Origin of the sequence: Amycolatopsis thermalba, from assembly GCF_023376025.1 — a bacterium.
Lineage (GTDB): Bacteria > Actinomycetota > Actinomycetes > Mycobacteriales > Pseudonocardiaceae > Amycolatopsis_E > Amycolatopsis_E thermalba.
The window spans coordinates 2649112-2675166 of sequence record NZ_CP091196.1 but is presented as its reverse complement, the minus strand read 5'-3'; the positions used below and the strand labels follow the sequence as shown (position 1 = coordinate 2675166).

Below are 26055 nucleotides of genomic sequence, written 5' to 3'. Positions count from 1 at the left end.
ACGGCCGGCGAGTGGTTCCACCAGCCATTCGGCCGTGCAGTCCCGATCCCGAGGGGGGAGGTTGACGGAGACGGTGAACTCCTCGCGTTCGCGGAGGGCGTCGTCCGAACAGGTCGAGGGCGGTGGCGCTGGCCGGTGGAGGGTGCGGATGGCAGCCGCGGGCGCCGGCCATGCTCGCCTCCGGGCGCTCGAACTCCTCGCTTGCGGGGAACACCGGCTGGCCGGACATTTCGCCCAGATGGCGGTGGACGCCGGCCCGGACGGCACGGAGGCGCACCGCGTCCGGGCCGAGGTGTTCCACGCGCTGGAGAAGACCGCGACCTCCACCATGGCCAAGGGCGTCTACGGCTGGACGGTCGCCGAATCGACCGCGGTCCTCGACGGCGCCTGCCGCGACGAGGAACTGCGCACCCGGACCAGCGGCCGCACCCAGTGGGCGTTCTGAGCACGTTCGCAGCGCACTTCCCGCGCCGTTGAGGCGCGCGGATCTGGTCTACCTCGCCGGGTGGCGGCTGTTGCTGGTCACGGTGTCGAGCGGGCCAGACGGGCGCAACGGCCGCGGGAGGACCGGTGGCCGCCCTGTGCGTGCCACCGGTCCGCCCCTCGGTCAGGCCTTGCCGACGGCGCCCCGGATCTTGTCGGCCACGTCGCCCGCCGCGTCCTTCACCTTCTCGACCGCGCCCTTGGCCGCGGCCTTGACCTGGTCGGTCTTGCCTTCGGCCTGCAGCTGCTCGTCGCCACTGAGCCGGCCCGCGGTCTCCTTGGCCTTCCCGCCCAGGTCCTCGGCCTTGGCCTCGAACTTGTCGCCCAACGACATGGGGTTCTCCCTTCCTCGGTATCCGTACGCCCCGAAGGACAGCGGCCGCGCGGATCCGTCACGGGCGCACCGGTGCACCTCACACCGGAGATCCAAACCACACGATCGGGTCGTGACGTTCTTCCCGCCGTGGGTTCTCTCCAGTGTGGACATCGCGACGACGTCCACCGAGACCCACCGGACTTGCCGAAGGAGAAGGACATGACCAACGCCACCGCCACCACGACCGCGAAGCACTCGGGTGGGGATGTGGAGAAGTCCGGCACCAGCGCGCTGGTGACCAAGCAGGGCACCACGACCATCGCCGACACCGTGGTGCAGAAGATCGCCGGCCTGGCCACCCGCGAGGTTTCCGGCGTGCACGACCTCGGCGGCGGAGCCGCGCGGGCGTTCAACGCCCTCCGCGAGCGCATCCCGGGTGCCTCCGCCTCGGCCGGGCAGGGGGTGTCGGTCGAGGTCGGTGAAAAGCAGGCCGCCGTGGACCTGCAGATCCTGGTCGAGTACGGCGTGTCGATCGCCGACCTGTCCCGCGCGGTGCGCCGCAACGTGATCACCGCGGTGGAGCGGATGACCGGCCTGGAGGTCGTCGAGGTCAACATCAACGTCAGCGACGTGCACCTGCCCAGCGACGACGAGGGCGACGACCAGGCCGACACCGGCCGCGTCCAGTGACCGCCGGCGTCGGGATCGACGCCGACCGCATCGCCACCGCCGTGCAGGCCCAGCCCACCGTGGCGGATCTGCACGGCGGCCGGTTCGGCGAGATCGCCACCTACCTGCCGCACCGCCGCGTCCGTGGCATCCGGATCCGGCCCGGCGAGATCACCGTCGGCGTCATCGGCCGCTACCCCGCGACCGCCGACCGGATCGGCGACGACGTCCGCACCGCCGTCACCGCGCAGCCCGGCACGGCGGGCCACGCGGTCCACGTGCACATCGCCGACCTCCTGCCACAGGACAACGGCCCAGCTGAAGGGACACTGCCATGAGCACCACCCACATCGGACTGCTGACCGGGCTCGTGCTCGGTCTCGCCGGAGCCTTCGGCGGGTTCGGCGCCTTCCTCGTCGTCCTCGTCCTCGGCGCGCTGGGCCTGCTGGCCGGGCGTTATCTCGACGGCAAGCTCGACCTGTCCCAGCTCACCGGCCGCGACCGGGGGTGAGACCGATGACCACCACGACCCCGGTCGAGGAGCGCGGGCAGACCGTCCTGTCCGAACGCGCGGTCGAGCGCATCGCCACCATGGCGCTGACCGAAGTGGACGGTGTCGGCGGCGCCGCCCGCCGGGTACTCGGCATCGCCGTCGACGGTGAAGACCTCGACCGTGACGCGCAGGTCACCGCCCGCGTGCGGGGCGACGAGATCACGCTGCAGGCCCGGCTGTCGGTCGCCTACCCCGCGCCGGTCACGGCGACGACCGAAGCCGCGCGACTGCACCTGGTGCGGCGGGTGGGTGAGCTGACCGGCCGCACAGTGTCGCGTGTGGACATCACGATCACCGCCCTGCACTCCGACGTCAGCGCCCGTAGGAGGGTCCAGTGAAACGCCGTCCCCGCCGCAGCCTGCCCGCGGCACTGGTCGCCGTGATCCTGCTCGCCGCGGGCGCGCTGGTCGCGGTCACCGCCGTGCAGATGCTCCTGAACGAACCCACCTGGATCAGCTACGACCAGGCAGCCCGCACTCTGCACGGTCTGCTGTGGACGGACACCCCGGTGCTCGCCGCCGGCATCGTCGCCGCCGCACTGGGTGTGCTCCTGCTGCTGTGCGCGGTCGTCCCCGGCGCCCGCACCGTGCTGCCGCTGGCCGCCGGCGACACCGCCATCGACTCCGGCGCCTCCCGCCACAGCTACCGCGGCACCCTGCGCGCCGCCGCCGACGTGGACGGCGTCGACGGGGTGAAGCTGAAAGTGCGCGGCCGGTCGCTCACGGCGCGAGTGCGCACCGAGCGCACCAACACCACCGGGCTGGCCGAAGCCGTGGAGCACTCCCTCGCGCACCGGCTCGACCAGATCGCGCCCGCGCGCCGGCCCGCCGTGAAGATCAAGCTCAAGGCCGCGAGGAGCCAGTCATGACCAGCCTCAACCGCCCCGCCCGCCTCAACCGCACCCTGCTCGCCCTCTGCGGGCTGGTCCTGCTCGCCGCCGGCGCGTTCACCCTGGGCACCCACTTCCGCCTCCTCACCGTGCTCGCGCCGGACTCCCCACTGGTGCCCGGCACCGCATCGCCACCCACGTGGGCGCTCTACGCCGCCGCCGCGGCGGGGATCGTGGTGGCGCTGCTCGCGCTGCGCTGGCTGCTGGCACAACTCGCCCACCGGCCCAAGACGACCACGTGGCGCTTCGAACAGAACCCGGACACCGGCCGGACCGAACTGGGCGCGAGCACCGCCATCGCCCCGCTGCTGGCCGAAGTCGAGACCTACCCCGGAGTCCACTCGGCCCGCGGCACCCTCGCCGGGCAGCAGGACAACCCCACCCTGGCGCTGGTCGTCACGGTCGAGCAGGACGGCGATCCCACCCACATCCGCCACCGGCTCGACACCGACGGCCTCCCCCGGCTGCGCCAGGCCCTCGACCTGGAGGCCCTGCCCACCACGGTCGAGTTCCGGTTCAGCACCAAGACGGTGAGCCGCATCCAGTGATTCAGCGGACCGGGCACAGTGCTGGGGGTTGAGGTCTCTCGTCATGGGATGCCGGTGCCGGGCAGCAGGAGCCGGTCGCCGTCGGCGGGCTGTCGCAGTGCGTCGCGCCGGCGATCAGGTCGGCGATCCGCTCGGTGATGCGCCGTCCGACACCGTCGAGTGCGGCGGCAAGCTGCTCGGCCTCGGCGTCGACCAGGGACCCGGCTTCGGCCAGCGGTACGCCGGCCTCGGCCGGGGTCCGGACCTGGACCAGCCGCAGCAGGTCGGCGGATCCGTAGCGCCGGTAGCCGGAGCTGTCGCGTGGTGATTCGTCGAGCAGCCTTTGCCGGTGCCACACGGTCTTCACCGTGGCCCCGGTGAAGGCCGCCACCTGGCCGGCGGAAACTCCGTCACCAGGTCGGTTTCCGCCGCCGGTCAGCGAGTTTGCTGCCATCGGGCGTGCTGACGGCAACACCACTGACTACGGTGCATTGATGTACTGCGCGGCTCCTTGGCGTCGGCTCGTCTTCAGCGACAAGCTGAGGCCAGACTGACCTGCTGCCGCTCCGGGCGGTCCTGCTGGGCGGCGCTGGCCACCCCGGGGCGACCGCCCCGGCCACCAGCGCGACAGCCGGCGCCGTGACCGCCACCCGACGGGAGACCAGCGGCGTTCGTGCCCTCTGCTGGAACCCGGCGACCGCCGAAGCGGGACGAGCCGTGGGCGTGATGTTCTTCGTCAGGCGGCCAGGCGTGGGTCGAGCAACGCCAGGACCACATCAGGCTCCCGGCGCGGCACCGTTTCCGGACTGGCCGTCCGCGGGACCACCGGCCGCCGCCGCTTCGGCGATCGCCGATACCAGTTCCGGCACGCTGCTCCCGGGGAGCGTCAGCTCCATGCTCGTGCCCGGGTTGAAGCACAGCACGTGATCCTCGCCCGGCCAGTTCAACAGCACGTCCAAAAAGGACACGGTCGCGAGCGGGGCGCCGCCCGGGGCGACCACGTCGAGCACCTGCTCGGAGCTGAACACCGGCACCACCGGCGTCTCGTCGTCGCCGAGGATCCGCCACGGGAACCCGCCGGTCTCGATCACCGCCGGGTCGGGGACCGGCTCGGCGGCCGGCAGCACCACGTCGGAGCCGATGAGCGCGAGCAGGAACGCGTCGAAGTCCAGTTCGGACACCGCGTCGCGCAGCCGCTCCTCCAGCTCGTTGATCGGCTGCAGCGCCGCGGCGGCCTCGGCGTCCCCGCCCAGCTCCTCCAGCACCAGGCGACGGACCTCGGAGAGCACCTCGTCGACCATCGCGTCCTGCACGTCCTCCACCGGGACCAGCTCCTGCCGCCCCTCGGCCAGGTCCTCGACCTCGCCGAGCACCAGGTACACGCCGATCGGGATGCCCGGGTTCACCACGAGCTGGGCGTGGTCGGGGTGGATCTCGCGCAACCCCGCGATGGTCGTCTCCCGCCAGCTGTCCACCACGCCGCCGAGCGCCCAGTCCAGCGACTCCTCCGAGGTGAAGACGATGACGTGGTTGCCCTCGGGCATCGGCAGGCTCGTCGGCCACGGGTCGCCCGGCTCCGGCGTGGCCGGCACGTACAGCGGGGCCTCGCGCAGCAACTGGGCGTAGCGCCGGCTGTCACTGTCCTGCAGCGCGGCCAGCATGCCGCTCTCGACCTCGTTGGCCGGGCGCCACTGAAAGTCCACTCCAGACACTTCCTCTTCGTCGTGTTCCGCCGTCAGAACCGGACTTCTTCGATGTCGCCGTCCGCGTCCTCGGGCGGATGGACGAGGGTGAAGTCTGGCAGCCGCGCGTCGAGCTCCTCGACAGGGGTGTCGATCGGGAGGAACTCCACCCCATCGGGCACCCACGTGCGCGAGACGTGGATGCCGAAACCACAGTGCCCGCAGGAGAACTGCGCGTACCCGATCCGTTCGGTCGCGTCGGCGACGAACACCAGGCGCAGCTCGTGGTGCCCGCAGTTCGGGCACGCCAGGTCGGGCCGGTCCGGCAGCGACTCGTAGTAGTCCCCGTAGGCGCGCTGCCAGTCCGCGTAGGACGCGTGCTGCTCGACGGCCATCAGCCTTCCCGTTCCTGGTTGAGCGTGTGGTCCTGCCACCACTGCCGGTCGGCGGCGTGTGCGTCGTCCTCCCACGCCCGCCACTCCGCGGCGGTTTCCTGGCGGCGCCAGCCCGCGCGTTCCATCTGGACCACGTGGACGTTCTCATGGTACAGAGTGCGCGCGAGGACCTCCTCGTTGACGAAGGCCGCCGGCGTGATCTCGATCCGCGCGCCCCGCCCGGCGAGCAGGGTCTCGCCGTACATGCCGCGTTTGGCCTTGTTGATCGTCACCTTGGCCTTCGGGTGCACCTGGATGCCGTACTTCTGCGCGACCAGCCGGATGTTGTCCGGCGTGACCTTCAGCTTGCCGCTCTCCCAGTAGTCGAACCGCGGGTCCAGCCGCTCGGCGGGCCACGGCTTCGGCTTGGTGTCGCCGTCCTCGAAGCGCAGCAGCCGGTCCTCGGGCCGGGTCGTGGTGCTCGGACCGGGCTCCCGGCCGGGTTCAGCGGTGTCCGGCAGCGGCGAGACCCCGTGCACCAGCGGCGCCCCGGGAGCGAGCATCCGCTCGAACACGGGAATGGTGGGCTTGACGGTCAGGCCCGGGATGACCAGCCGGATCTCGCCGTTGTCCCACACCGGCGTGGCCGCCACGTACACGTCGTGCTTGACCTGCGGCATCGACGCCAGCAGCGGCATCTTCGCGTCCGCGAGCGCGGGCAGCAGGTTCTCCAGCGCGCGCACCGCGGCACCCTGGCCGGGCAGGGACTGGGTCACCGGCAGGCCGGACACGGCCGCCAGGACCCGCTGCACGTGATCGGCGTTGCCGTGGTACCCGGCGGTCATCAGGCCCAGGTGGATGAGCGCGTTCTCCACGGTCCGCATCCACCGGGCGGCGTGCTGCGAGGGCATCCACGGGAACGAGTTCGGCACGGCCACCTCACGCACCACGCCGTCGACGAGCAACCGGACGAGGACGTGATCCGAGTCCGGCAGCGGGCGGACCAGCTGCTGCCGGACGTGGTCCGGTCGCGCGGCCGCCACCGCGCGCAGCACCTCGAAGGCCACTTCCGTCTGCATCCCGGCCCGGCTGAGCCGGCTCGCGTCCAGCGTCTCGAAGAGCGGGCGGTCGTCGGGCACCCACGGCATTTCCCGCAGCTCACCGGTCATCGTGGGGGCCAGCGGGTGGTGCGCGACGGGATAGGGGCTGGCCGGGTGCCGCGGGTCCTGGCGCGAGTACACGGAGTCCAGCAGGTTCCCGAACGCGCGGTGCACCAGCACCATCCCGCTCTTGTCCGGGTCGTAGAAGAACTCGTGGTCGGTCAGCAGGTCCAGCGCCGCGGGATCGTCCCGGTACGCGGCGGCGAACGCGGCCCGCGCCGCTTCCCGGTCCTGGGCCAGCCGCTCGGCGGGGTCCTCGGCGGTGCTCCGGCCGAAGGAGGGCACCGAGACCGCGCCGGGCTGGTAGCGCCGGAGGTCGATCACGTTCTCCTCGGCCAGGCGCAGCCCGTGCTTGCGGAGGAGCTCGGCGAGCACGGGCTGCTGCTTCGCGAACTCACGCAGCGCGTCCTCCCCCGGCGACACGAACGCTTGCTGCAGGCTGACGGGCGTCAGGTCGCGCGGCGCGGCGTACCGCGTGGCGCCGGGAGCCAGCCCGTCCGGGACGAGCGCGCCCAGTCCCCGGTCCCACTCCGCCGCCAGCGCCTCCTCGACCGCCGTCTCCGGCGGCAGGTCCGGGTGCGCGTCGACCGCGCGGGCCCGGAAGGTGTGGAGGCCGCGCCGCATCAGGGCCTGGTCGCCGCCCACCGCCTGGAACCAGGCGACCAGCTGGCGCCGGGCCCGCGGATCGGTCAGGTTCCGGTAGGTCTCGCCCAGTTCGCCCAGGTGCTCGGGATCGGCCTCGGAGGTGGTCAGCCCGACGGCCCGGGTGACCCACTCCGCCAGCTCGTGGTCCTCGGCCGCCCGGACGTACTCGGCGGTCGGCGGGAGCTGGCTGACCGGGCTGCGGGTCGTGCCGGGCAGCGGCACCGGCTTGCCGTCGCGGTCGATCATCAGCACGTCGGTCCCGAATCGCATCGGGTAGCCGGGGCGGCGTGTCATCCGCTCCTGGGGCAGCATCTTCCGTGGCTGGAACCGCGAGCTCTCCGCGGCCGTCACGGCGGACTGAGCGGCATTCGCGACGCGTGCGGCCCCGTCGACCACCTGGCCGGCGACCTTGCGGACCCCACGCCGCCGGAACGACGGGCGCTTGCCACTGATCACCTCGTCGGTCAGCCAGTACAGGGTGCCTTCGTGGTTGATCACGATGACCCCCGCGTGCGGGCCGTGCGGGTCGTCGGTGAGCCGGTGCAGCATCAGGGCCATCGCACCCGGCCTGTCCCGGAGGGCGAACTCGACCGCACCCTGGGCGTGGATCCCCGGGTCCCCGCCGGGATAGGTGCGGAACCGCGCGCCGATGACCTGTTCCACCCGGCCCGCGGCGCCCAGCTCGGAGCCGAACGGCTCGCCGTCCCGGATCCCCCGGAAGGCGGCCATCGCGGGGAGCTTGGGGATGCCGAGGTGGTAGATCGACCGGGCGGCGAGGAAGGCCTCGAAGGCCGAGATCCCCGGCCGCCACAACAGGGGGGCCCACTTCTTCGGGTGAATCCCCGCCAGGAAGGCGCCCGTCTCGTCGCGCATGATCTCCTGCAGCTTCTCGAGCATCCGGTGGATCACCGCCCGCAACCCGTCCGGCTCCTCGTAGGGCGCGCCGACCTCGGCGCTGGTGTCCGTGGCGCCGTGCGTGGAGTTCAGCGCGGCGGCCAGATCGGGCCGGACCTCGGCGAGGCGGAGCTGCTGGGCACGCGTCAGCTTCTCGGCGTCGATCGTCTTCAGGACGCGGTTGATCCACTCCTCGTCCGTGATCCCGCTCTCCGGGTACCGGACCGGTCGCGCGAGGACCGCCTGGGAGGTGAAGAAATCGAGCTCGTTCTCCCACATCCTGGTGAGCAGCTCGGCCACGGGGACGCCCTGCCACTCGGCGGTGTTCTGCATGCTCCGGACCGCCCTCGCGAACGCGGCCGGTTCGCGGGTCGTGTGCGCGAGGGCCCGCAGCTGCAGCCGGGCCAGCCGGTCGTTGACGAGCGAGTTGTAGAGGGAGGCGACCTCGGGCGGGAACGACGTGGGGTACGCCGCGACGTCCTCGTTGAGCAGCTCGGCGAGGTGGATCTGCTCGGCCAGGCTCTTCCAGGCGGCGCGATCGGTCTTCGGGATCGCCTCGAGGTAGCTCCGGGTGGGCGGGCGGGAGCTGATCTCGGACAGCTCCAGCCCGTTGATCGGCACGGCCGCGGCCACCGCCGAGGACCTGCTCGGTCCGCTGTGGACGATGACGTCGAGGGCGTACACGCCGTCCTCGTGCCCGTAGAGCGGTTGCGACGCGGCCCTGCCGTGCGCGGGGTCGAGGAACACGGGTGACTGTCCGTCGCGGGCGGCGACGGCGGTGACGTGGGGTTCGGCGCCGTCGCGGTGCACGACCACGTAGGCGAACGCGTTGCCACCGGTGCGGGCCAGGGCGTTGACGACCGTCTGGTACGCGGCGGCGATCACCTCCGCGCGCTGGGCCTCCGGCACCTGCCGGAAGTCGGCGAGGCGCTGGAACCGGCCGCCCCGGTCCTCGATGCGGCCCACCTGCTCACCGCCCAGCGGCTTGCCGGGGTCGCCGTCGGCGAACCCGTCGAACGTCCGCCGCGCGGCCACATCGATGTCGAGGCCGATCCAGTAGTCGTGGAGCACCATCGCGGCGTCGGCGTGCGCCAGCGGCCCGGCCGGGTCGGCCGGCCAGGGCGCGAGCAGCCGCACCGCGCGTGCCAGGTCGTCCGCGGTGCGCTCGCCGTTCTCGCCGAGCATCGCCTGGGCGATCGCCAGCCGGGCCCCGGGTGAGGGCACCAGGCCGGCGCGCTCACCGAGCACCCGCGACGCGCGCGCCGGCGGGAACGGCGATTCGCGCGTCATTCCACGGACCTCGCCGCGGACGACGTTGTGCACCGCCCACTCCGGCTCCGGGAGGCTGAGTTGCTCCTCCGCGGGCAGCTGACGCAGTTCCTCGCGGGTGGCGAGGTCGAGGAGGTGGTCCCGCTCGGCGAGCAGGGCGCGGGTCAGCGGCTGCAGGTGTGCCTGGGCGATGGCGTCGAAATCGCGGCCCTCGGGCAGCGAGATCGCGATGTCCCCGGCCTGTTCGCCCAGCTCGCCGCTCACCGCGGAATCCCCGTGCTCGGCGACGGCTTCGGCCTGCTGGAGCGCGAGCACGTCCAGGGTGAGGAGCCGTCCGGCCAGCGGGGCGTCGACCGCGGTCGCCTCACCGGGGCCACCCGGTTTGCCGCGGCGCAACCGCTGGAACCGGGTCTCCGGGCGCAGCTCGTGCCGGACCCGGCCGAGCCGGTCCGCGAGGTCCCGCATGGCCTGGTCCCGCCCGGTCCCGGGCTCCAGCCGGAGCCGGATCGTGCCGGTCGGCCCGGCGGGCCCGCCGGCGAATGCCGGCATCAGCCGCGGGCCGCGCCGGGTCGCGGCGTCGGTGTAGTCGACCGCGATCGGCACGCCCGACAGGTCGGCCTGCACCTGTCCGTCCACGACGGACACGTTCAGTTCGGGCAGCACCCGGGCGAGTCCGGTCAGTGCGAGGTGGAGCTGCTCGCGGTCGTGCCGGACTCGCTGCTCAGGGTCGTCCCCACGGCCGGTGCCGGTTCCCCCGTGCGTTCCACCAGCAGCGTCGTCCACCCGTTGCGGCGCGCCAGCGGCGTCGGGAACTCCACCGACAGGACCGGCCAGGCGCGGCCCGTCACCGGGTCGGTCAGGGTCAGCCCCGGCTCGATCGGGTCCCCCTCTTCCCGCCCCAGCAGCCGGATCCCCGGAAACACCGCCAGATCGTCCATCTTGGTCACCTGGAACGTCGTCAACGCTGTCTCCTCCTGTGTCGAACAAGTACGGTACGACGTCGCGGTGCGTCATCGGGACCGGAACGTAGTGGTCCGGGTCGGGCAGCAGCAACGGGCGGGGCCCGGTCCGGAGGTTCTGGACCGCGATCGCGCTGTTGCGCAGCGCGAGCTCCTCCAGGCCCGCCACGTGCCGCTTGAGCGGCGCGATACCCAGCCGGAGCTGGGCGAGGTGGGTCTGCTCGTGTCCCAGGACCTCCGCCAGCTTCGCCTCCGTCCGGAACGCGGCCGGGCTGAACCAGATCGCCCGTTCGGCGGTCACGGTCAGGGCGCTGGCCCCCTCGGCGGCGAGCAGCGCCAGGAACTCCGGATCGTCCTTGATCACGATCTCGGCGCCGGTCAGGTCCGCCCCGACCCGCGCGGCGACCCGCCGCACGGTCTCCACCGTGGCGGGCAGCGGTCCGGCCGAGGCCGGCTCCGGCGCGGCCGGCTTCGCGCCGGACTCCGCGTCGAGGGTGACCACCGTGCCCAGCCCCTCGTCCCATGCGCGGGCCAGGGCCTGCTCGACCACCTCGTCCTCGCCCACCAGGCGGAGGTCGCCGTCGAAGCGATCCAGCGCGAGGGCGCGGAACGTCTCCAGCCCGCGCACGAGCAGACCGGCGTCGCGGCCCGTCGCGTCGAACCAGGACAGCAACTGGGCCCGGGCCCGCGGATCGGACAGCCCGTCGTGGACCGCGGACACCTCCACCGGCAGGTCCAGTTCCGCCGGACCGCGCCGGAGGAGCTCGACCGTCCGCCCGACGACCGCGTGGAGGTCGTCATCCGCCATGGCACGCAGGTAGGCGGCCGAGGGCGGGACGGTGCTCAGCGGACTCGGCGCGGCGCCGGGAACCGGGACGGGCGCGCCGGTCCCGTCGATGACCACGACGTCGATGCCGTGCTCGAGGTTCTGCAGGACCGGCAGGGACTCCTCGACGCGAACGCCCTGATCGTCCCGGACCACGTAGCGGACGGACTCGCCGTGCCGCGCCGCGATGACCAGCCCGGTGGAGTCGTCCACGGACCCGCCGGACCGGTTGATCAGGACCGCCACGGCCTGCGGACCGGCCGCGGCGAGCGCGGCCTCGATCCGCCTGGTGAAGTCGCGCCGGACGCTGAGGCCCCACGAGGGCAGGTTCTGGATCCGGACACCCCGCTGCTGCTCGACCCGTCCGGAGGCGCCGAGCTCGTACCCCTGCCACCGGCCCGCGTCGTAGCTGTCCAGCGTCGGCTTCGCGGGCAACTTCGGCACACCGTCGACGTGGGTCGAAACCACCGCCGAGAACGTCTCGAACGGCTCGGCGCCCATCCCCAGGATCAGTGGACCCCAGATCGCCGGGTCCGGGGAGCCGCTCAGCGCCTTCCGCAATTTGTCCTGAGCGGCCTTGGTCACCGGCCGCAGGCCGTCCGGCCGGTCGTACGGGGCGCCGACCTCACGGGAGGTGTCGTCGGCACCGTAGGTCGAGTTGAGCAGTGCCCACAGATCCGGCCGGGCCTGCGCGAGCTGCCGCCGTTCGGCCTCCGTGGTTTCCGCGAGCACCAGCTTCCTGACCTTCTTCAGCCAGGCCTCGTCGCTGGTCGCGCCCTCGGGATACCGCATCGGTGTCTCGGTCACCTGGACCAGGGGCCCGAGTTCGGCGTCCCAGTTCTCGGCCAGCAGCGTGCTCAGGGGGATTCCGCGCCACCGCGCGGTGTTCTGCAAGCTCCGCACCGCCGCGATGAACGCCTCCGGGTTCGCCGCGGCGCCGATGGTGTACCCGAGTGCGCGCAGTTCCAGCCGGGCCCGGCGATCGCTGCCCAGGCGGTTGAACTCGGCGGCGACCTCGGGCGGGAAGGACAGCGGGTACTGCGCGACGTCGGCGTTGAGCAGCTCGTCCACGACCACCTGCTGGGCCAGCTCCATCCACCGCACGCGGTCGGCGGCGGGCATGGCGTCCCGGTAGGCGGCGGTCGGCGGCCGGGTGCTGATCTCCGACAGCGGCAGGCCCGGGATCGGGACCGAGCTGTTCCGCGGTCCGGTCTCCGTGGAATCGCCGTACACCACCACGTCCAGCGCGATCACGTCGTCGGAGTAGAGCGGGGACTCCGACGCCGTCCGGTTCACCGGGTCGAGGAAGAGCGGCTCGGCATCTTCGAAAGCGGTGACGGCGGTGACGAGCGGCTCGTGCCCGGCCCGGTGCACGACCACGTAAGCGAAGGCGGGCCCCGGTTCCCGGCGAAAGCCGTTCCGGGTCCGCGGCACATCGGCGGGCGGCGCGCCGCGGACGGCGTCCACCACCCGCTGCCAGGCGGCCTCGACGGCGCCGGCGCGATCGAGACCGTCCGGCAGCGGGTCCCGCACGTCGAACAGCCGCTGGAACCGGCCGCCGCGGTCCTCGATCCGCCCCTCTCCCCCGAGCTCGCGCCCCACCGCCCGCGTGACGTCCCCGTCGCGGAAGCCGTCGAACGTGCGCCGCGCCGCGGCATCGGTCCCGTGACCGACCACGAAGTCGTGCACGGTCATGACCGCGTCGACGTCGTTGAGCCGCGCGGTGGGGTCGTTGCCGGGTCCGTTGACGAGCCGGACGAAGCGACGCAGGCGCTCGTTCGCGGACTCCTCGCGGCGGTGGAACGACTTGTCCACGATCTCGCGGTAGGCGTCCGGCGCCGGGAGCAGCCCGCCGCGCTCCCCGATCACCCGGCTCGCCTGGACGCTCGGGAACGCGTGCGTCTCCGGTTCGGGCCCCTGGGCCGGAGCGGCTCGCCGCACCGTGTTGTGCAGGCTCCAGTCCCCGTCCGGCAACGTCTCCTGCAGGTGCGCGGGCAGTCCGGTGAGCTGTTCCCGGGTGGCGAGGTCCCTGAGGTGGTCCCGCTCGGCCAGCAGGGCGCGGGTCAGGTCGCTCAGGTGACGCCGGGCGATGGCGTCCCAGTTGCCGTGCACCGCGTTCGCCAGCTCGTCGGCCTCGGCGTAGAAGTCTTCCAGCGACACGTCGTAGCCGGACTCCGCGATGGCCTGGGCCTTGTGCTCCGCCATGACGTTCAGTGAGGCGAGCAGTCCGGCGACGTGCGGGCCGACCGCGTCCGGCGCATCGGGCGCGGTGCTGCGGAACCGCACGGACTTGCGCACCAGGCCCGCCGGGCGCAGCTCCTGCCTGGCCCAGCCGAGCTGGTAGCCGAGGTGGCGGGCGGCCCTTTCCGGCGTCGCGCTCGCCTCCACCTCGATCTCGATCACCTTCCGCCTGCCGGAGCGGACGATGCGGCCCCCCGGCGCCGGGTCCTCGGTGAACACCACCCGGACGGGCACGTCGTCGAGCAGGATGGTCCAGTCCCGCCGTCCGTTCATCCACGCGGTCAGCCCCGGGATGATCTTCGACAGCGGCGCCACCGCGTGGAAGGCCCGTGTCTGCTCCGGCCACGAGTGCACCCAGAACCGGGACGCGCTGGAGCCGGTGTCGAAGAGGTACTCGACGACCTCCTCGTCGTCGCCGGTCTCCGGCAGCAGGCGCGGCTCGGTGATCGGCGGGTGCGCGGGCCGGCCGTGCAGGCGGTCCACCGCGGCCTGGCCGCCGGCCCGGGCGATCTCCTCCAGCAGCTCCACCACCGGCCGCACCGGCCGGATCCCCTGCCTCAGCTGGTCGACGTGCGTCAGCTCGTGACCGAGCACGCGCACGAGGGTGTCGATCGACTCGAAGGCCTCGGGAGCCAGCCAGATCTCCCGGCCCTCGTACCGGGTCGGGGTGACTCCCTTCTGGTCCTCGCTCCGCATCAGCCGGAGCAGATCGGGGTCGTCGATGACGCGGAGCGTGACCCCGGTCAGGTCCAGGCCCGCCCGGGCCGCTGCCTGGCGGGCGGTCTCGACCGACGGTTCGACCGGGCCGGCGGGCAGCGCCGGCGCCGATGACCCGGCCTCGCGCACCTGCTGGTCGAGATCGGACCAGGCCCACTGCTCCGGAAGCTGCTCGACGCGAACACCGTGCCGCGCGAGCACCTCGGCCGCCGACTTCGTGCCCTCGGCCAGCACCTCCCGCAGCACCTCGACCGTCTTCGGCGCGTACCAGCCGGCCGCCTCCGCGAACTCCAGCAGGTCCAGCATCTGACGACGGCTGTACTCGGCCGTTTGCCTCGCGAAGTACTGGGCCAGCTGGTCCCGGTCCGCCGACAGCACCACGCCGTCGTAGGCGTAACCCTGGCGGTACAGATCGAGGTCGAGGGACTCCCCGCGCCCGGCCCACATCGTCGTGCGCATGTTCGCCCAGCTCGACACCGCCGCCCACACCATCTGCAGGGCGAAGTTGCGCAACTTCGGCTCCGGCCGGAGCACCTCCGTGGTGCCGCGGTTGACCGCGCCGCCGACGTTCCCCGGTCCCAGCTCGTTGACCAGCAGCGTCCGCCCGCGGGGCATGCCGGCCGCGCCGCGGTGGAACACCTCGGCGATCGGGGAGATCGCGTCCAGCGCCTCGGTCACGTCCTCCCCGACGACGAGGAAGCTGGAGTCGGCGGAGTTGCGGACCACCCGCGTGCGGTCACCGGGCACGCCCGGCAGGAAGTGGACCCGCAGGTGCTGCCGGTGCGCGCCGCGCAACTTGGCGAACAGCTCGAAGGGCCCCGGCCGGGGCACGCGGTCGATCCGCAGCACGAGGTGGTTGTCGCCGTGGTCGACCACCTCGGCCAGGTGCTTGACCCGGCGCGCCAGCTCACCGGTGTCCCGCATCCGGCGGATCTCCGCGATCGCCGTGCCGGGCGGGGCGGCTTCCGGCCCGCGCCGGGCGAGGATCTCCCGGGCTTTCGCGCCCAGCACGGGGTCGTCGAGGTGCCGGCCGAGCAGCGCCCGGAGCCGGCTTTCGGTCTCCCGCGCCTCGGTGGCGGTCGCCCACGCCACGTCGTCCATCACACGCGGGGTCGCACCGGTAGCGGGCATCTCCTTCCGCATCTTGACCCCGTACCGGTCGACGGTGGCCCGGGCGGTGACAACCCTCATGGCGCCGTCCGCGGTCCGCTGGGCGGCCTCCGCCGCGGACTGCCCGGCCGCGACGGTATTGCCTTGTTCGAGGCTCGCCACGGCGTTCACGGCGCCACTGCCCATCGCTCGCCCGAACGCGGCCATGGCGAGCTGCCTGCTGCTCCGGCGGTGCAGGAACCGCTCGCGCGCGATGAGGTCGTCGGTCTGGCGGTGGATCCAGGTCGTGAGGTCGTCCGCGGCAATGCGGCCGGCCCACTGCGCGGGCAGGTAGGTGTGGAACTCCCGGACGTCGGTGACACCCCGCTTGTAGATGGCCGAGTGGGTCGTCATCGGCGCGACCGTGGTGGGCAGGTCGTCAGCGACGCGGAAGGTGAACCGCAGCTCGCCCGGCACCTTCGGGGTGTGCAGGCGCGGGTGCGCGGTGACGACCACCGTCAGCCCGTCGCCCTCGCGGATCGCCGCGGCGATCTCCGCCGGGGTGAACGCCTCACCCGAGTCCTTCCGCTTCGCCTGCTCCTCGGCGGCGGCCGCCGTTTCCCGGGCGGCCCGCTCGGCCTCCGCCCTGGCCTCGACGAGCGCGTCGGTGGCGTCCCCGGCCTTCTCGGCGGCGGCGACCGCGTTCTTGGCGGCCTCGCACTCGGCCGCCGCCCGTTCGGCCACGAGCTCCTCGGCGGTCAGGAACCGCGCCGCCTTCACCCCGGGACGGGTGATGGCGCGGGCGGCCAGTTCACCGGCGGCCCGTGCGATCAGCTCGGCCGGATCGGCGGGCACCAGGGGCCGCTCCGGTTCCGGGGGCAGATGCGAGTCGATCTCCGCGCGGACGCTCCGGACGATCCCGTGTGCGGTGTCCATCAGCCGCAGCGCGGTGTCGGCCGCCTGGATCTTGGCGCCGACGCCGATGATCTCCTGGAAGCCCTGGCGCTCCCGGACGCCGTCCTCCCACAGCTTGAACGACAGCATCAGGTCCGACCAGGTGCGGAACCGCGAGTACATCATCCCGCCGCGGGTCCCGGCGCTGCCGGCGACCAGCGGCGCGATCAGTTCCGGGCTGCCGGCGGCGATGTTGAAGGCGGCGGTGATCGCGGCTTCCAGGGGCAGCGTCGGGAAGTGCTCCTTGGCCAGGGTCGTCAGCGTGGGCTGGATCCACATCTGCTCGCCCTTGACCACGACGTCCACCAGCTGCTCGGACAGGGCGGCGCGAACCGCGTCCGGCCCGCCGAGGAAGGCGTTCGGCGAGATGCCGATCCAGTAGCGCTGTTCCCGGGCAGGGACGTGACCGCCCTTGAGCATCTGGTACGAGCGCTCCAGGCGGCCCACCACCAGGGAGACCTTCAGCGTTTCCCCGCTCGGCAGTTCGAGCACGAGCGTTCCGGCGTCCCGCACGGACTGCGTGCCCGCGTCCCGCGACGCGATGCGCTCGTCCTCCCAGCGCACCGACCGCATCCGGGCGAACGTCTGCCGCAGATCGGTGCTGTACAGATAGGTTTCCGGGAACGCGCCGTCCGCGATCCGGGCCGCGACCTCCGCGCCGGCGCGGCTCATCAGCTCCTCGAACTCGGCCAGTTGCGCGGTGGTCAGCTGGGCCGGCCGCTCGGGCGGGGCGACGTCCGGCACGGGGGTGCCGGCGAGTTCGGCCAGGGGCCGCAACGCGGTGCTCGTGTCGTACTCGCCCTGGGCGAGCGCGCTCGCGGTGGCGCCGAAGCCGCGTCCCATGAGTGCCGCGTCCTGGCGGCGGAACTCGTTGTACGCGTCGACCAGCTTGGCGTAGGAGATGTGGTCCGCGACCGGGCCGGCGAGGACGGACCACACGAGGTAGGCCGCGCGGCCGGCCAGGTAGATGCTGCTGAGCCCCTGGCCGCTCAGGATGGCCGCCAGCGTCCCGGCGGCCACGCCGGCACCGCCGCCGAGCTGCGCCATCAGGTTGGCGCGGATCGGCACCCCCGCCGAGGGCTGCTCGGACCGGTAGGCGGCGATCTGCGCCGGGAGGATCCGGTCCCGGGCGGCGTCCGCTTCGGCACGGGTCGCGTCCGGCCGCACCACGACGACCACCTGGGACGCCTCGATCAGCGGCACCGGCACCGCCGCCGGAACCGGCAGGTCCCGGCCCTCGGTCGGGTCGGACCCGTGCCGCTGGATGAACGCCTCGAGGTCCGCCTCGGTGGAGATGGTCACGCCGAACCGGTCTTCGATCCAGTCGGCCTTGGTGCGCAGGCGGAACTCCGCGGCCAGCGGGTGCGTGCCCGCCTCGATCTCGGCCAGCGAGGGCCCGACCTCGGTCCGCAGGGTGAATGCGGCGCGCGGCAGCCTGCCCCCGGACGACTTGTCGGTGCCCGACCACCAGCTGACCTTGTCGACGTTGTGGTACGACCGCTCGGCGGCGTCGACCGGGTCCGGCCGTTCCTGCTGGTCCACGGGCGTGTACAGCGCCATGACCGGGAGTTCGGCCGTCTGCGTCACCCGCACGTGGTAGATCCGGTCGTCGAGCACCCCCTTGGTGTCCGGGAAACCGAGCCCCTGCTCGCGCAGGCTCCGCAGCCAGTGCGCGAATCCGGGCGCCGGGTGCTCCTCCGCCGTGCGGAGCTGCGCGAGCAGCTTCAGCGTCGCGAAGACGTCGGTGCCGCGACCGCGGAAGCGGGGGTGGGTCAGCAGGGCGTCCTCGACGAGGAGGAACCGCTCGTCACCGCGGCCGACCGCCTGGTTCAGCCCGAGGCCGTGGTCGCGACCCGCCGCGTCACCGCTCACCAGGCGCTTGAGGTCGTCCTCCAGCGCCTGGAGCTCGGCCACCGCCTGCGGGTCGGCGTGGCCGGTGAAGTCGCGGGCCCTGGTTCCGGCCAGGCCCCGCGCGGTGAGGGAATGCACGACCCGCTGGTGCTGCTCGGCGAGGCCGAACAGCCGTTCCAGGGCAGCCAGGTCGCGTTCGGACAGTCCCGCGACCGTCAGCGGGCCGTCGCCCACCGGATCGGCGCGCAGCATCTTCCGCGTGTCCTGGGCCGGGTCGATGCCCTCGTCGTGCACGGCCAGGCGCGGGTTCTCCTGGTGCACCCGGTCGAGCGCCTCGGCTTCCCGCGCGAGTTCCGACAACGCCGCCGCGAACGGGGTGTGCAGCTCGTCGGCGCGCCGCAGGGCACGGTCCAGCCCCCGTCGCGCGGCCTCGGCGCGCCGGTCGGCGGTGGCCGGCGAGACCGGCCTGCCGTCCAAATCCGGCAGCGGTTCGTTCGCCTGCTCGGCCGCGCGGGCCTGCTCGGCGATCCCGGTCCACAGGGTGAACCGGACCAGCGCGACGGCGGCGCGGGCCAGTTGCGCCCGGTGGTCCTCCCGGCGGTTCCGGATCTCCTCCAGCAGCCCGGCCAGCCGGCGGTACCGGTCGGTGAGGGCGGCCTCGGTCCGGCTGTCCCCGGCCTGGTGCCGCGCGATCAGCTCGTCGAGCTGCCCGGACAGCCGCTGGACGCGGGGTCCCATCGCGTCCAGCAACCCGGTCAGCGGCGCCGCCAGTTCCTCGGCCCGCTCGACCGCGGCGACCGGGTCGCCGAGCCGCTCGGTCACCTCGGCCAGCGACGCCCAGCCACGACGGGCCGCGTCGGCGAGCGTGACCAGTTCACCGAGCTGCGCGCGCACCGCCCGGTCGGCCGCGAACGCCCCGGCCGCCGTGTCGTGTGCGCCGTGGAACAGGAACGGGACGACCTCGCCCTCGGGGGCCGGCAGCTGGTCCGGCTCCACGATCGGTGGACGGGCGTGGCGGCCGTGCAGGCGGTCCACGGCCGCGTCGCCGTGGGCTTCGGCGTTGCTCTCCAGCAGGGGGACGAGGTTCGCGGTCGGCCGGACGCCCAGGCGCAGCTGGCCGACGTGCGCCAGCTCGTGCCCGAGCACGCGGGCCAGCGTGTCCACCGACGCGAACGCCTCGGGCGCCAGCCAGATCTGGTCCTCGGTGAACGTCGGCGTCATGCCCAGCACGCCCTCCTCGCGCATCAGCGCGAGGATCTCCGGGTCGCTCACGATCCGGATCCGGACGTCGGTGACGTCCAGGCCCGCCTGCACCGCCACCGCGCGGGCGGTTTCCACCGACGGCTCCAGCGGGCCGGACGGCAGTTCCGGCCGCTCCACGTCGGGCTCGGCGGTGAGCGGGCCGGAGACGTGTTCCTCCACCGCCAGCCGGACCTGGCGGACGGTGAAGACGCGGCCGGTGCCCCACAGCTCGTGCGCCCGGTTCAGCTTGGCGGTCAGGTCCGCCACCAGCTCCGCCTTGCGCTCGGGGGACGTGTCCCGATCGGCGAACGCCTCCGCCACCCGGATCGTGTCGTCGATCGCGGACTTGATCTGGAAGTGCGCGCGGTGCCGCGGCAGGTCGTCTTCCCAGCCGGCGATCGCCTCGGCCGGCATGACCTCCGCCCAGCGGCGGAGCAGCCGGGCCTCCTCTTCCGCCGTGTACCGCATGAGGTGCAGGTGCCGCGCCATCTCGGCGACCGGATCGCCGTAGAGCGCCAGCTCCCAGTCCAGGAAGGCGGCGCCGTCGTCCCGGACGAGGACGTTGCCCCGGTGCAGGTTCATGTGCACCAGGCCGAACGGCCGCCGGGTCAGCTCGCTCCAGCCCTCGCGCACGGCCGCCAGCGGCCGCTCCGGCACGGCGAAGACGTTCAGCAGGTCGCCGTGCTCCGCGACGGCCCGCGCGTGCACCTGCTCGGTCAGGTCGGACAGCCGCCGCCCGAACGAGGCGGTGTCGCCGCTGAGCGGCCAGCCGTCGGGCAGTGGCGGCAGTTCCGCCGCCCGCACCCGGCTCGCTTCGGCGAACAGCCGCGCGATGGCGTCGAGCGTGTGGTCCGGCACGGGCTCCCCCGGCGCCAGCGTGCGGCCCTCCTCGAAGGTCTGCACCTGGTTCGCGCCGAGCGACTGCCACATCTGGGAGACGTTGGGCAGCTGGGTGGCCATGCCGGGCAGCACCGGCCGCAGCCGGGCGAGCAGGTCCGCCTCGTGCCAGACGCGCAGGTCCACAGAGGACGCGCCGTCGACCGGGATGCGGACGTTGACCGGTCCGAAACCGGTTTCGACGCGCACGTTGCGGTTGTAGAAGCCTGCCGCGCCCGGCTGAGACCGGGCCAGGGCGATGACCGTCTCGCCCCACCGTTCACGCAGCGCCAGGTGCTCCAGGTCGCGGTCGGCCGGGTGCACGTCCAGCTCCCGCATCTCGGTCTCGATCCGCGCCAGCAGCTCCTCGGCCTCGCGCCGGGCCAGTGCGGGCGGCTCGTTGTCGCGCACGTGCTGGTCGAGATCGGACCAGGTCCACTGCTCCGGCAACTGGTCGGCACGGACACCGTGGCGCACGAACACCTCGGCGGCCGACTTCGTGCCCTCGGCCAGCACCTCCCGCAGCACCTCGACCGTCTTCGGCGCGTACCAGCCCGCCGCCTCCGCGAACTCCAGCAGGTCCAGCATCTGACGACGGCTGTACTCGGCCGTGCGCTTGGCGAAGTACTGGGCCAGCTGGTCGCGGTCCTCGGACATGACCGCGCCGTCGTAGGCGTAGCGCCAGCGGAACTGCTCGCTCTTGAGGAAGTCGCCGCGGCGGAACCAGCTCGCCGAGATCACGTTGACAGTGGTCGAGACGATCCCGGACAGCGCCTGCATGACCATGTTCCGCACGGTCGGGTCCGCCGGCGCCGCCTCCCCGGGCCGCTTCGGCTTCGGGGCCGGCCGCAGCACCTCGGTGGTGGCGCGGTTGAGGAAGCTGCCGACGTTGCCCGGGCCGAGCTCGTCGAGCATCAGGTTGAGCGCGCCGGGCACGCCGGTCGGGCCGTGGTGGTACACCGCGACGATCCGCGAGATCCGGTCGAGCGCCTCGTCCACGTTCTCGCCGACGACCAGGAAGTGCGAGTCGATCGCGTTGGCCAGCACCCGCGTGGGCTCGCCCGGGATGCCGGTGACGAACCGGAAGATCAGCTGCTGCCGGTGCGCGCCGCGGAGCTTGGCCCACAGTTCCTTCGGTCCGGGTTTGGCGACCTTGTCGATGTGCAGGACGAGCTCGCCGTTGCCGTACCGCAGCACCTTCGCGAGGTGCTTGACGCGTTCGGTGAGTTCGCCGCTTTCCCGCATGCGCTCGAACTCCTCGAACAGGGCGCCGGGCTTGGGCAGCTCGGCGCGGCGGTCGAGGATCTCCTGCGCCGTCTTGCGCAGCGCGGGGTCGTCCAGGTGGCTGCCGAGCAGCTCGCGCAGGTCGGCGTCGGTCTCCCGGACCTCGGTGGCCAGGGCCCAGGCCCAGTCGTCCATGACGCGGGCCGTCGCCACCTGCGGGTTCAGTTCCTTGAGCATGCGGGCCGCGGTCCGCTCGATGGCGTTGCGGGCGGTGACCATCCGCATCGCGCCGTCGACCGTCCGCTGCCCGGCTTCGGTGGCGGACTGCCCGGCCGCGGCGGTGTTGCCCTGTTGCACGCTGACCGCGGCGCTGACCGCGCCGCTGCCCATGGCGCGGCCGAACGCGGCGATGCCCAGCTGGCGGATCTCGCGGCGGTGCATGAACCGTTCCCGCTCGATCAGGTCGTCGGCGTGCCGGTGCATCCAGCTTTCCAGGCGCTCGGCCGTCACCCGGGTGCCGTCGGCGGTCCACTGCGCGGGCAGCCGCATCACGAACTCGCGGACGTCGGTGTTGCCGTTCTTGTAGATCGGCCCGTGGGTGAGCATCGGCGAGACGTGTCCCGGCAGTTCCGCCGTGGCGCCGATCTTGACGCGCAGCTCGCCCGGCACCTTCGGCGTGCGCAGGCGCGGGTTGGCCGAAATCACCACCGTAAGCCCGTCACCCTCGCGGACCGCCGCGGCGATCTCCTCCGGCGTGAAGGCCTCGCCCGCGGCCTTGCGCTTAGCGGGTTCCCTGGCCGCTTCGGCCTTCTCCTCGGCGACGCGCTCCGCTCGGATCTCGGCCGCCTTGGCCGCTTCCAGCGCGGCGACGGCGGCCTCCGCGGCCACGACCTTCTCGGCCAGCACGTCGGGCGAGGCGTTCTCCTTCTCGGCCGTGCGCACCTCGTCCGCGGTCTGGTCGACCGCCTTCTCCGCCGCGGCGACGGCCTTCACGGCCTTCTCGTGTTCGGCCTGCGCCTTTTCGGCCGCGACCTCCTCCGCGGTCAGGAACCGCGCCGATCGGATGCCGGGACGGGTGATCGCGCGGGCGCGGAACTTCTCCGCGGCCTCGGCGACCAGGCCGGGCACCGTGTCCGGCGCGAGCTCCACCGCGGGTTTGGCCGGCAGGTGCCGGGCGATTTCGGCGGCGACTCCGCGGTTGACCGCCACACTGGCGCCGACGAGCTGGACCGACGTCTGCGCCATCTGGATCTTGGAGCTCGCGCCGATGAGCGCCTTGAGGCCCTGGCGTTCCCGGACCGCGTCCTCCCACAGCTTCCGGGCCAGCGCGTTGTACTTGAAGTTGAGGTAGCGCGACGACATGAACCCGCCGCGGGACCCGGCGCTGCCCATGATCAGCGGCGTGATCAGCTCGGGGCTGCCCGCGGAGAGGTTGAACACGGTGGTGATCGCGGCTTCCAGCGGCAGGGTCGTGAAGTTCTCCTTCGCCAGCGACTGCAGGGTGGGCTGGATCCACAGCTGCGAGCCCTTGGTCACCACGTCCACCAGCTGCTCGGCCAGCGCGGCGCGGATCGCGGCGTCCCCGCCGAGGTAGGCGTTGGGGGACACGCCGATCCAGTAGCGCTGTTCCGAGGACGGCACGTCGCCGCCCTTGAGCAGCTGGAACGAGCGCTCCACGGCGCCGATGACCAGCGAGACCTTGAGCGTCTCGCCCGTGGGCAGCTTCAGCACCAGGGTGCCGGCGTCGCGCACGGACTGCGTGCCCGCGTCCTGCTCGGCGATGCGCTCGTCCTCCCAGCGCACCTCCGTCATCTCCGCGAAGGTCTTCCGCAGCTCCGCGTTGTGCAGGTAGCTCTGCGGGAACCGCTGCGCCGCCACCTGCTCGGCGAGCTCCGCCCCGAGGCGGGTCATCCGCTGCTGGAGATCGGTCAGCTCGTCACCGGTGAGCAGCCCTGGTGCTTCCGGCGGCGGCGCGTCCGGCACCGTGGTGTGGGTCAGCTCGGCCAGCGGCTGCAGGGTCGTCGCCGTGTCGTGCGCGCCCTGGGCGAGCGATTCGGCGGTGGGGCCGATGCCGCCGCGCATGATGAACGCGCGCAGGCGGCGCATCTCGTTGGCGGCCTCGGTCTGCTTGGCCATCGAGATGTAGTACGCGGCCGGGGCGACCGCGGTGGACCAGCCGAGGAAGACCCCGCGGCCGATCAGGTAGATGGCGCTGAGTCCCTGGCCGAGCGCGAGCGAGGCGAGCGTGCCCGCCGCGACACCCGCGCCGCTGCCGAGCTGGACCAGCAGGGTGGTCCGGGCCTGGACACCGGCCGTGGGCAGCTGCGAGCGGTAGGCGGCGACCTGCTCGACCAGCAGCCCGCGCAGCGCCGGGACCACCTCGTCGCGGCCGGCGTCGGGGCGGACGGCGACGATCAGCTGGCCGCCGTCGACCCACATCACCGGCACGATCGCCGGCATGTCCAGCTGCACGCCCTCGGTGGGATCGGAGCCGTGCTCGGCGATGAACGCGTCCAGGTCGGCGCGCGTGGTGATGCGGACGCCTTCGTGGTGCTGCTCGATCCAGTTCGCCTTGGCCCGCAGGCGGAACTCCTCCGCCAGCGGGTGCGTGCCCGCCTCGATCTGCTCCAGCGACGGGCCGACGTTGAACTGCAACGTGAAGCCGGACCGGAACAGGCGGCCGCCGCGCGAGGCGTCCGTGCCCGACCACCAGGTCACCTTGACGACGTTGTGGAACGACGGCTCGGCGGAGGCCACCGCGTCCGGCGGCTCCTGCTCGTCCACCGGAGTGAACAGCGTCTTGATGGCGAACTCGTTGCTCTGCTGCAGGTTGATGGTGTAGAGCCGGTCGTCGAGGACGCCCTTGACGTTCTTGTCGCCGAACTTCTCCGTCAGCGTCGCTTCGAGCGCGTACGCGAGCCCGGGTGCCGGGTGTTCCGCGGCCGTGCGCATCTGGGCGAGCAGCGTCAGTCCGTAGTAGACACTCCCCCGGCGGTCGCGGAAGCGCGGGTGGACCCGCATGACGTCTTCGAGCAGCTTGAAGCGGTGGTCGCTGCGGGCGATGCCGACGCTCAGGCCGAGGCCGTGGTCCTCGCCGGTGGCGTCCCCGTTGACCAGGCGCCGGAGGTCGTCCTCGACCGCCTCCAGTTCGGCCACCCCGCGCCGCACCGCGGGCTCGACATCGGTGAGGCCGGTGAAGTCGCGGGCGCGGGCGCCCTCGTGCCCCTGCTCGTTGAGGAACCGGACGACCCGCTGGTGCTGCTCGACGAGGTCGAAGATCCGCGCGACGGCGGCCAGGTCGCGCTCGGACAGGGTCGCCGCGGTCTGCTTGTCCTCGCCGAGGGGATCCGGGCGCAGCGCCCGCGACCCGTCCTGCGCCGGGTCGAGGTCCTCGCCGTGGGCGGCCAGCCGCGGGTGCTCCTCGTGCACGCGGCGCAGCGACTCGATCTCCCGCACCAGCTCGGACAGGGCCACCTCGAACGGCCGCCGCAGCTCCTCGGCGCGCTGGACCGCGCGTTCGAGGTTGCGCTGCGAGATCTCGATGTACCGCTCGGCGGTCGCGGACGAGATCGCTTCGCCGTCCAGGTCCGGCAACGGCTCGTTCGCCGCCTCGGCGGCGCGGGCCTCCTCGGCCGTCTGGGTCCACAGGTGCAGCCGGACCAGCGCGAGGTCGGCGCGCTCCAGTTGCGCCTGGTGGTCGTCCCGGCGGTTGCGGACGAGCTCCAGCACCCCGGCGAGGCGGCGGTACCGGTGGGTCAGGGCGACCTCCGTCTCGGTCTCCCGCGTCTCGTGCCGCGCGATAAGTTCGTCGATCTGCGCCGACAGCGCGTCGAGGCGGGGTCCGAGCGAGTCCAGCACGCCGGTCAGCGGGGCGGCCAGTTCCTCGGCGCGTTCGACGACGGCGGCCGGCTCGTCACCGCCCTCGGTGGCTCTGGCCAGGGCGGCCCAGCCGCGCTGGTGCGCCCCGACCAGCGTCGCCAGCTCGTCGAGCTGGGTCCGCACGCGCCGGTCCGGGGCGAAATCGGGCTGCGTCGCGGGTTCCGGTGTCTCGGGCAGGTGGTGCATCGCTTCGGCCGTCGCGAGCTCGGCGGCGACGTCGCGCTGGGCGAAGCCGTCGGTGACCGCCGCGCCCATGAGCTGGCCGACCATCCACGCGGCGAACTCCGGGCCGTGGGCGTGCAGCGCGGCCTGGATCCGCTCGGGCGCGCCGGCGGGGATGTTCCTGCCCTGGTGGTACAGGTCGAGCAGCGTCCGCGCGGTGCGGGCGAGGCGGACCTGCTCCGCCTGCGGCAGGCGCGCGATCTCCGCGCGGGCCGCCGGCACGAAGTCGGCGTCCGAGCCGGGCAGCAGCGCGGCCGCGGGCAGGCCGGCGGGCAGGCTGTGGAACGCGTCGCCGATCGCGGTGGGCTCGGCTTCGGCGAACTGCCTGCGGACCGGGCCGGTGACGAAGTGGTCGCCCAGCACCAGCAGGGCGGCGACCTCGCGCAGGCGCAGCAGGTCCGCCTGCGTCAGGCCGGCCGGGATGCCGGCCCGCGCCAGCCAGGCCGTGAACGCGGGGAGATCGTCGGCGCGGAACCCGAACCACGGCGCCGCGTCGGCGAGCGTCCGCGGGACC

Annotated in this window: 12 protein-coding genes (1 of these 12 only partly in view); 7 read left to right on the top strand and 5 right to left on the bottom strand. The window is 73.2% G+C overall.

Annotated elements, in window-relative coordinates; genetic code table 11:
* The first annotated feature begins 148 nt into the window (after nucleotides 1-148).
* Nucleotides 149-445, top strand: coding sequence for an alkyl sulfatase dimerization domain-containing protein (locus tag L1857_RS12935; RefSeq protein WP_143266171.1), 297 nt, complete (start codon nucleotides 149-151; stop codon nucleotides 443-445).
* A 162-nt stretch (nucleotides 446-607) separates the two neighbouring features.
* On the opposite strand, the gene L1857_RS12930 is transcribed toward L1857_RS12935, so the two are convergent.
* The gene (locus L1857_RS12930; protein ID WP_094004918.1) at nucleotides 608-817 is read right to left on the bottom strand and encodes a CsbD family protein; all 210 of its coding nucleotides are present in this window, start codon (nucleotides 815-817) and stop codon (nucleotides 608-610) included.
* A gap of 201 nt (nucleotides 818-1018) precedes the next feature.
* Here L1857_RS12930 and L1857_RS12925 point away from each other — a divergent pair, with 201 nt between their 5' ends.
* From L1857_RS12925 to L1857_RS12900, 6 genes are read left to right on the top strand one after another with little or no spacing between them, the layout of a single operon-like run.
* Nucleotides 1019-1489, top strand: coding sequence for an Asp23/Gls24 family envelope stress response protein (locus L1857_RS12925; RefSeq protein ID WP_094004917.1), 471 nt, complete (start codon nucleotides 1019-1021; stop codon nucleotides 1487-1489).
* A complete protein-coding gene (locus L1857_RS12920) occupies nucleotides 1486-1806 on the top strand; it encodes a hypothetical protein (protein ID WP_233157194.1) in 321 nt (106 codons plus the stop codon). Before L1857_RS12925 ends, L1857_RS12920 begins: the two co-directional genes overlap by 4 nt.
* A complete protein-coding gene (locus L1857_RS12915) occupies nucleotides 1803-1979 on the top strand; it encodes a hypothetical protein (RefSeq protein ID WP_094004916.1) in 177 nt (58 codons plus the stop codon). Before L1857_RS12920 ends, L1857_RS12915 begins: the two co-directional genes overlap by 4 nt.
* A gap of 5 nt (nucleotides 1980-1984) precedes the next feature.
* A complete protein-coding gene (locus tag L1857_RS12910) occupies nucleotides 1985-2359 on the top strand; it encodes an Asp23/Gls24 family envelope stress response protein (protein WP_116110043.1) in 375 nt (124 codons plus the stop codon).
* On the top strand, nucleotides 2356-2889 hold the full coding sequence (locus tag L1857_RS12905; RefSeq protein ID WP_116110044.1) for a DUF6286 domain-containing protein: 534 nt from the start codon (nucleotides 2356-2358) through the stop codon (nucleotides 2887-2889). The genes L1857_RS12910 and L1857_RS12905 overlap by 4 nt, the downstream gene beginning before the upstream one ends.
* Nucleotides 2886-3458, top strand: a complete 573-nt coding sequence (locus L1857_RS12900; RefSeq protein WP_116110045.1) for an alkaline shock response membrane anchor protein AmaP — start codon at nucleotides 2886-2888, stop codon at nucleotides 3456-3458. Before L1857_RS12905 ends, L1857_RS12900 begins: the two co-directional genes overlap by 4 nt.
* Nucleotide 3459: 1 nt before the next feature.
* Here L1857_RS12900 and L1857_RS12895 read toward each other — a convergent pair whose 3' ends face one another.
* The 4 genes from L1857_RS12895 to L1857_RS12880 form a co-directional block, all read right to left on the bottom strand.
* Nucleotides 3460-3828 (bottom strand): MerR family transcriptional regulator, encoded by a 369-nt coding sequence (locus L1857_RS12895; RefSeq protein WP_240323109.1) that lies wholly within the window; start codon nucleotides 3826-3828, stop codon nucleotides 3460-3462.
* A gap of 385 nt (nucleotides 3829-4213) precedes the next feature.
* Entirely contained in the window at nucleotides 4214-5140 is a 927-nt protein-coding gene (locus L1857_RS12890; RefSeq protein ID WP_249465186.1) for an SseB family protein, read from the bottom strand.
* A 32-nt stretch (nucleotides 5141-5172) separates the two neighbouring features.
* Nucleotides 5173-5514 (bottom strand): hypothetical protein, encoded by a 342-nt coding sequence (locus tag L1857_RS12885; protein WP_094004911.1) that lies wholly within the window; start codon nucleotides 5512-5514, stop codon nucleotides 5173-5175.
* Nucleotides 5514-26055 carry the end of a toxin glutamine deamidase domain-containing protein gene (locus L1857_RS12880; protein WP_249465184.1) on the bottom strand. The gene runs 30125 nt beyond the window's last position, so only the last 20542 of its 50667 coding nucleotides appear in the window; its start codon lies off the right edge, out of view — the gene reads right to left on this strand; its stop codon occupies nucleotides 5514-5516. Before L1857_RS12880 ends, L1857_RS12885 begins: the two co-directional genes overlap by 1 nt.